This is a genomic window from Brevibacterium litoralis, assembly GCF_040212315.1.
Classification (GTDB): domain Bacteria; phylum Actinomycetota; class Actinomycetes; order Actinomycetales; family Brevibacteriaceae; genus Brevibacterium; species Brevibacterium litoralis.
This window is the reverse complement of the sequence record NZ_JBDIUY010000019.1, coordinates 132,529-139,003: the sequence shown is the minus strand read 5'-3', so window position 1 is coordinate 139,003 and position 6,475 is coordinate 132,529. Positions and strand designations below refer to the sequence as shown.

Sequence of the window (6,475 nt, the reverse complement as noted above, 5' to 3'; positions counted from 1 at the left end):
TGACCTCTCGGTGCTCGCCCAGGCCGGCCGTCCCGTCCTCCGCCTCCACCTCACCGACCGCGCCGCCGGCATCGACGAGGTGCTCACGGCGCTGGCCGACCTCGCGGTCGAACAAGGCTGAGTTCTCCGACGCGCTATGTGGTGTGGCCGCGCTATTTCATGAAATAGCGCGGCCACACCACATAGCGCGTCGGAGAACTCAGCCTTGTTCGACCGCGAGGTCGGCCAGCGCCGTGAGCACCTCGTCGATGCCGGCGGCGCGGTCGGTGAGGTGGAGGCGGAGGACGGGACGGCCGGCCTGGGCGAGCACCGAGAGGTCACCGGCGGCCTGGGCGGCCTGTAGGCGACCGAAGGTGAAGTGCAGGCCGGGGACGACGAGGTCGGCCCGGTGGTCGGCCGTGATCTGCAGGAACACGCCGTTCGCGTGACCGCCCTTGTGGTACTGGCCGGTCGAGTGCAGGTACCTGGGGCCAAAGCCGAAGGTCGTCTGCAGTCCGGAGGCGCGTGCCACCGCGGGGCGCAGGGCCTCCGCGGCGGCATCGCCGATCCGGTCGAGGAACGCCTGGACCGCGACGTAGCCGTACTCGTCGGCCGTGCCGAGGAAGGCGGACAGGGCGTCGCGGAGGGACTCCGCCGACCCGATGACCTCGGGGGTGCCGAACACCTTGACGTGGCCCTCGGTGAAGGTCGCCTCGTGGGCGCCCTCCTCGGCGGGGGACTCCAGGAGCGCGCGGGCGGCCTTCTTCGCGGCCTCGACGTCCGGCTGGTCGAAGGGGTTGACCCCGATGCCGTAGCCGAGGACGGCGGTGACATGCTCGAAGAGGTGGAAGAGCGCGCCGAGCGGCAGGTCGACGGCGCAGGCGTCACCGGACACCGGCTGGTGGTCGCCCTCGGCCCGGCCGATGAAGAGCAGCGCCGCGTCGCCCCGGGCGTCGCCGAAGCCGGGGGAGTCGAGGTCCTCGACGACGACGGGGAGGACGCCGCGGCCCTCCTTACCGGTCGACTCGGCGACGAGCTGTTCGAGCCAGGCACCGAACCCGACCACGGGGGAGTCCGTCGTCACGGTCACGAGCTTCTCCGTGTCCCGGGCGTGGGCGACGGAGAGGAAGGCGGCGATCCGCAGGGCGGGGTTCTCCGGGGAGTCCTCGGCGAGTGCCGGGGCGATCGCGACCGCCTCGTCGAGGAGCGCCGTGAGGTCCACGCCGGCGAGCCCCGCGGGCACGAGCCCGAAGGCGCTGAGCGCGCTGAAACGGCCACCGACCTCCGGGTCGCCGTGGAAGACGGCCCGGTAGCCGGCCCGCTGGGCGAAGGCGTCGAGCGGGCTGCCGGGATCGGTGACGACGACGATCCGGGAGGCCGGGTCGATCCCGGCGTCGCTGAAGGCCTTCTCGAAGGCGCGGCGCTGCGTGTCGGTCTCGACGGTCGACCCGGACTTCGAGGCGACGACGAGGACGGTGCGGCCCAGGTCGGTACCGATCGCCTCGGCGATCTGCTCGGGGTCGGTGGTGTCGAGGATCTCGATGTCGTGTCCGGTCGTCGCGCACACGACCTCCGGGGCGAGCGAGGAACCGCCCATCCCGGCGAGCGTCACGTGGTCGACGCCCTCGGCGGCGAGTTCCGCGCGCAGTGCCTCGATCCGGGGGACGAGGGGACGGGAGGTCTCCGGGAGGTGGACCCAGGCCAGACGCTTCGAAGCCTCCTCCCGGGCGGCCGGGCCCCAGAGGTCGGCGTCGCCGGCGGCCAACCGGGACGCCACCCGGTTGTCGACGTAGTCGGCGAGTTCCGTGTCGAAGTCGGCGGGGGAGGAGAGTCCGAAGCTGAGAGTCATGACCGTGCGGCCTCCATCTGTGTCTCGACGCTGGTGACGAGTTCTGCCCAGCTCGCGTCGAACTTCTGCAGGCCCTCGGCCTCCAGCGTGTCCATGACCTCGGCGTAGTCGATGCCGAGGGCCGCGAGCGAGTCGAGCACCTCGTCCGCCTCCCGGTAGTGGGAGGAGACGTTGTCGCCGTGGACCGTACCGTGGTCGGCGAAGGCCTGCAGGGTCTTCTCCGGCATCGTGTTGACGGTGCCGGCGGCGACGAGCTGCTCGACGTAGAGGGTGTCCGGGTAGGCGGGGTTCTTCACCCCGGTCGAGGCCCACAGCGGACGCTGGCGCGTGGCACCGGCGGCCTCGAGGACCTCGAACCGTTCGGAGGTGAACAGTTGGCCTGCGATCTCGTGGGCGAGCCGGCAGTTGGCGAGACCCGCCCTGCCGCGCAGGGCCAGGGCGTCCGGGGTGCCGATCTTATCGAGGCGGGCGTCGATCTCCGAGTCCACGCGGGATACGAAGATCGAGGCTACCGAGTGGATGGTCGACAGGTCGATCCCGGCCTCCCGGGCGAGCTCGAGCCCGGCCACGTAGGCCTCGACGACCTTGCGGTACCGGTCGAGCTCGAAGATGAGGGTGACGTTCACGCTGATACCCGCCGCGATCACCTGCGTGATCGCGGGCAGACCCTCGAGCGTCGCGGGGATCTTCACCATGACCCCGGGGGCGTCGACCATGGCGGCGAGCTTCTTCGCGTAGGCGACGGTCCCCTCGGTGTCGCGGGCGAGGTGCGGGGGCACCTCGATGGACACCCGACCGTCGACCCCGGCCGTGGCGTCGTACACCGGGCGGAACACCTCGGCGGCGCGGGCCACGTCGGTGGTCGTGAGCGCGTCGATGGTGTCCTCGACGGAGGCGCCGGCGGCGACGAGTTCCGCCACCTGGGAGGCGTAGGCGTCGCCGTCGGACAGAGCCGCGGCGAAGATCGTCGGGTTCGTCGTGACACCGCGCGCGGTGCCGGAGGCGACGAGCTCGGCGAGGTTGCCGGAGTCGAGGCGGGTGCGGGAGAGGTCGTCGAGCCAGACGGAGACACCCGCGGCGGCGAGGTCGGCCAGGGCTGCGTCGCGGGGGACGGGGAGTGCGTCCCGGTTCGGGGGAGTGCCGGTCATGTCACTGCTCCTTCTTCGGCGGCGGTCTGCTGGGACGCGGTCTGCGTCAGGCCTGCGTCGCCGCGGCGACGGCGGACAGGGACTCGTGGGCGGCAGCGACGACGGCCTCGGCCGTGATGCCGAACTCCTGGTAGAGCGTCTTGTGGTCCGCCGAGGCACCGAAGTGCTCGAGCGAGACCGGGCGACCGTAGGTGCCCAGGTACTTGTACCAGCTCATCGCGGCTCCGGCCTCGACGGTCACACGGGCGAGGGCTGCGGCGGGGAGGACCGACTCGCGGTACGCCGCGTCCTCCTGCTCGAACCACTCCTGCGAGGGCATGGAGACGACGCGCGAGGCCACACCATCCTCGGCGAGCGTCGCGGCGGCGGCCAACGCCAGCTGCACCTCGGAACCGGTGGCGACGAGGAGCACGCGCTCGGCGGCCTCGACCTCGGGGCCGAACTCACCGAGCACGTAGGCACCGCGGGCCGCACCCGAGGCGTCGGCGAGCTCGGTCCGGTCGAGGACCGGGACGGCCTGGCGGGTGAGGACGAGACCGGTGGGGCCGTCCGTGCGGTCGAGGGTCCGGCGCCAGGCGACGGCCACCTCGTTCGCGTCCGCCGGGCGGACGATGTCGACACCCGGGATGGCGCGCAGGGCGCTCAGGTGCTCGACGGGCTGGTGGGTGGGGCCGTCCTCGCCGAGGCCGATCGAGTCGTGCGTCCACACGAAGACGTTGGGCAGCTGCTGGAGCGCGGCCAGGCGCACGGCGGCGCGCTGGTAGTCGGAGAACACGAGGAAGGTGCCGTTGTACGGACGGGTCGGGCCGTGCAGGGCGATGCCGTTGCCGACCAGGCCCGCGGCGAACTCGCGGACACCGAAGTGGATGTTCCGGCCGTACGGGTTGCCGGAGAACATGTCCGAGGACCGCTCGGCGGGCAGGAACGAGGCGTCGCCCTTGATCAGCGTGTTGTTGGAGCCGGCGAGGTCGGAGGACCCGCCCCACAGCTCCGGCATGAGCGGGGCGATCGCGTTGAGGACCGCACCCGAGGCGGCACGCGTGGCGACACCCTTGGCGTCGGCCTCCCAGCTCGGCAGGGCCGCGTCGAGACCCTCGGGCAGCTCACGGGCGAGCAGGCGGTCGAGGAGGGCGGCGTTCTCCGGGTTGGCCGCGCGCCAGGCCTGGAACTTCTCGTCCCAGGCGGCGTGGGCGGCGCGCCCCCGGTCGACGACCTGGCGGGCGTGGGCGAGGACCTCCGGGTCTACGGCGAAGTCGACGGCCGGGTCGAAGCCGAGGAGCTCCTTGGTCGCCGCGACCTCGTCCGCGCCGAGGGCCGAGCCGTGCGAAGCGCCGGTGTTCTGCGCGTTCGGGGCGGGCCAGGCGATGATCGTCGAGAGGCGGATGAAGGAGGGACGCGGGTCGGCCTTGGCGGCGGCGATCGCGGCGTCGAGTGCCGCGACGTCCTCCGTGTACTCGGTCCCGCCCTGCGTGAAGTCGACGTGCTGCACGTGCCAGCCGTAGGCGGCGTAGCGGGCGGCGGTGTCCTCGGTGAAGGCGATCGAGGTGTCGTCCTCGATGGAGATCCGGTTGTCGTCCCAGATCACGACGAGGTTGCCGAGCTCCTGGGTGCCGGCGAGCGAGGAGGCCTCGCCGCTCACTCCCTCCTCCAGGTCGCCGTCGGAGGCGATGACGAAGACGGAGTGGTCGAACACGGACTCGCCGGCGGGTGTCTGCGGGTCGAACAGACCGCGCTCACGCCGGGCGGCCATCGCCATCCCGACGGCCGAGGCGACACCGGAGCCCAGCGGGCCGGTGGTGATCTCGACGCCCGCGGTGTGGCCGACCTCCGGGTGGCCGGGGGTGAGCGAACCCCAGGTGCGCAGCGCCTTGAGGTCGTCGAGTTCGAGACCGTAGCCGCTCAGGTAGAGCTGCACGTACTGGGTGAGGCTGGAGTGACCGGCGGACAGAACGAAACGATCCCGTCCGAGCCAGGTGGGATCGGAGGGATCGTGGGTCATCGCGTGCTGGTAGAGGTGGTAGGCGACGGGCGCCAGGCTCATCGCCGTGCCCGGGTGGCCGTTACCGACCTTCTGGACCGCGTCCGCGGCGAGCATGCGGGCGGTGTCGACAGCCTTCGAATCGGCTTCTGTCCAGGTCACGGGGCTCATGTGCGTGCTGAATCCTTCTGTAGTGGGACGACACCAGAACTCTACCGCCAGAACCGGCGGGGCGACCACGGGATTCGGGCCCGTATCCGGACCGTGATCGTGATGTCCGTCGCGTGGCGCGCGTCGCGGTGGCGTCGGATTCCACGAGCGGTAGAATGACGCGAGGTCGGTGGACAGTCAGCCCCCACCACCGGCTCCACACCGTCAAGAGGAAGTGACCCACGACCCGTGACACCGGATCCGCAGCACGCACCCGTCGCGTCGGGTGACATCGCCCCCGAGCGTCCGCTCGACACTGCCGAGACCGCACCGGACGGGGCCGAACGCCCCCTCCAGCGCGACGTCGACGAGGCGAAGCGGGCGGCCAAGCGGGCCGGGAAGCCGCGCTCGACGTTCATGGCCTACGTGGCGCTCACCAAGCCGCGCGTCATCGAGCTGCTCCTCGTCACGACCGCCCCGGTCATGTTCCTCGCCCAGGGCGGGTTCCCGAACGCCTGGCTCCTCATGGCCACCCTCGTCGGTGGTGCGGCCGCCGCCGCGAGCGCCTCGGTGTTCAACTGCTACATCGACCGCGACATCGACGCGAAGATGCACCGGACGGAGAACCGGCCGCTCGTCACCGGCGAGATCAGCCCGCGCAACGCCCTCGTCTTCGCGTTCGCGCTCGGCATCGGTTCCATCTTCTGGATGGGTGGCTTCACCAACTGGGTGGCCGCCGGACTCACCGCCGTCGCGATCCTCCTCTACGTCGTCTTCTACACGATCATGCTCAAGCGCCACACGACGCAGAACATCGTGTGGGGCGGGGCCGCCGGCTGCATGCCGGTGCTCATCGGCTGGTCCGCCGTCACCGGTGGGCTCGCCTGGGAGCCTGTCGTCCTCTTCCTCGTCGTCTTCTTCTGGACGCCGCCGCACTACTGGCCGCTCGCCATGAAGTACAAGGCGGACTACGACGCCGCGGGCGTGCCCATGCTGCCGTCCAAGCGTCCGCCCGAGGACGTCGGTCGCCAGATCATCCTCTACTCGTGGGCGATGGTCGCGAGCTCGCTGGCCCTCATCCCGCTGGCGCCCATGGGCCCGCTGTACATCGCGGTCGCCCTCACCGCCGGTGCCTGGTTCATGTGGGAGGCCTACGCGCTCGTGTCGCGGGCCAAGAAGGGTCTGCAGGGTACCCGCCTCAAGGCGATGCGCGTCTTCCACGGCTCCATCACCTACCTCTCGGTGGTGTTCCTCGCCGTCGCGATCGACCCCTTCGTGCCGAGTTTCTTCTGATCCGACCTACTTCTGAGGAGCCCCGCTCCCTCGCTCACGAGAACGCCCCGCACTTGATCGAAGTGCGGGGCGTTCTCG

4 protein-coding genes are annotated in these 6,475 nt (G+C 71.2%); 1 reads left to right on the top strand and 3 read right to left on the bottom strand.

The window, feature by feature from the left end:
* Positions 1 to 199: 199 nt before the first annotated feature.
* The 3 genes from AAD496_RS06870 to tkt are packed head-to-tail and all read right to left on the bottom strand — an operon-like array spanning position 200 to position 5,125.
* Positions 200 to 1,828, bottom strand: a complete 1,629-nt coding sequence (locus AAD496_RS06870) for a phosphoglucose isomerase-related protein (protein WP_349827915.1) — start codon at positions 1,826 to 1,828, stop codon at positions 200 to 202.
* Positions 1,825 to 2,976, bottom strand: a complete 1,152-nt coding sequence (gene tal / locus AAD496_RS06865) for a transaldolase (protein WP_349827914.1) — start codon at positions 2,974 to 2,976, stop codon at positions 1,825 to 1,827. Before tal ends, AAD496_RS06870 begins: the two co-directional genes overlap by 4 nt.
* A 46-nt stretch (positions 2,977 to 3,022) precedes the next feature.
* Positions 3,023 to 5,125 (bottom strand): transketolase, encoded by a 2,103-nt coding sequence (tkt, locus tag AAD496_RS06860; protein WP_349827913.1) that lies wholly within the window; start codon positions 5,123 to 5,125, stop codon positions 3,023 to 3,025.
* A 396-nt stretch (positions 5,126 to 5,521) separates the two neighbouring features.
* On the opposite strand from tkt, the gene AAD496_RS06855 reads away from it, so the two are divergent.
* Positions 5,522 to 6,397, top strand: a complete 876-nt coding sequence (locus tag AAD496_RS06855; protein ID WP_349827922.1) for a heme o synthase — start codon at positions 5,522 to 5,524, stop codon at positions 6,395 to 6,397.
* The last annotated feature ends 78 nt before the right edge of the window (positions 6,398 to 6,475 follow it).

Bases quoted from the DNA above. Each gene is read 5' to 3' on its own strand.
- AAD496_RS06855 (WP_349827922.1), top strand. From the start codon at position 5,522: ATGGCCTACGTGGCGCTCACCAAGCCGCGCGTCATCGAGCTGCTCCTC.
- tkt (WP_349827913.1), bottom strand. From the start codon at position 5,125: ATGAGCCCCGTGACCTGGACAGAAGCCGATTCGAAGGCTGTCGACACC.
- AAD496_RS06870 (WP_349827915.1), bottom strand. From the start codon at position 1,828: ATGACTCTCAGCTTCGGACTCTCCTCCCCCGCCGACTTCGACACGGAA.
- tal (WP_349827914.1), bottom strand. From the start codon at position 2,976: ATGACCGGCACTCCCCCGAACCGGGACGCACTCCCCGTCCCCCGCGAC.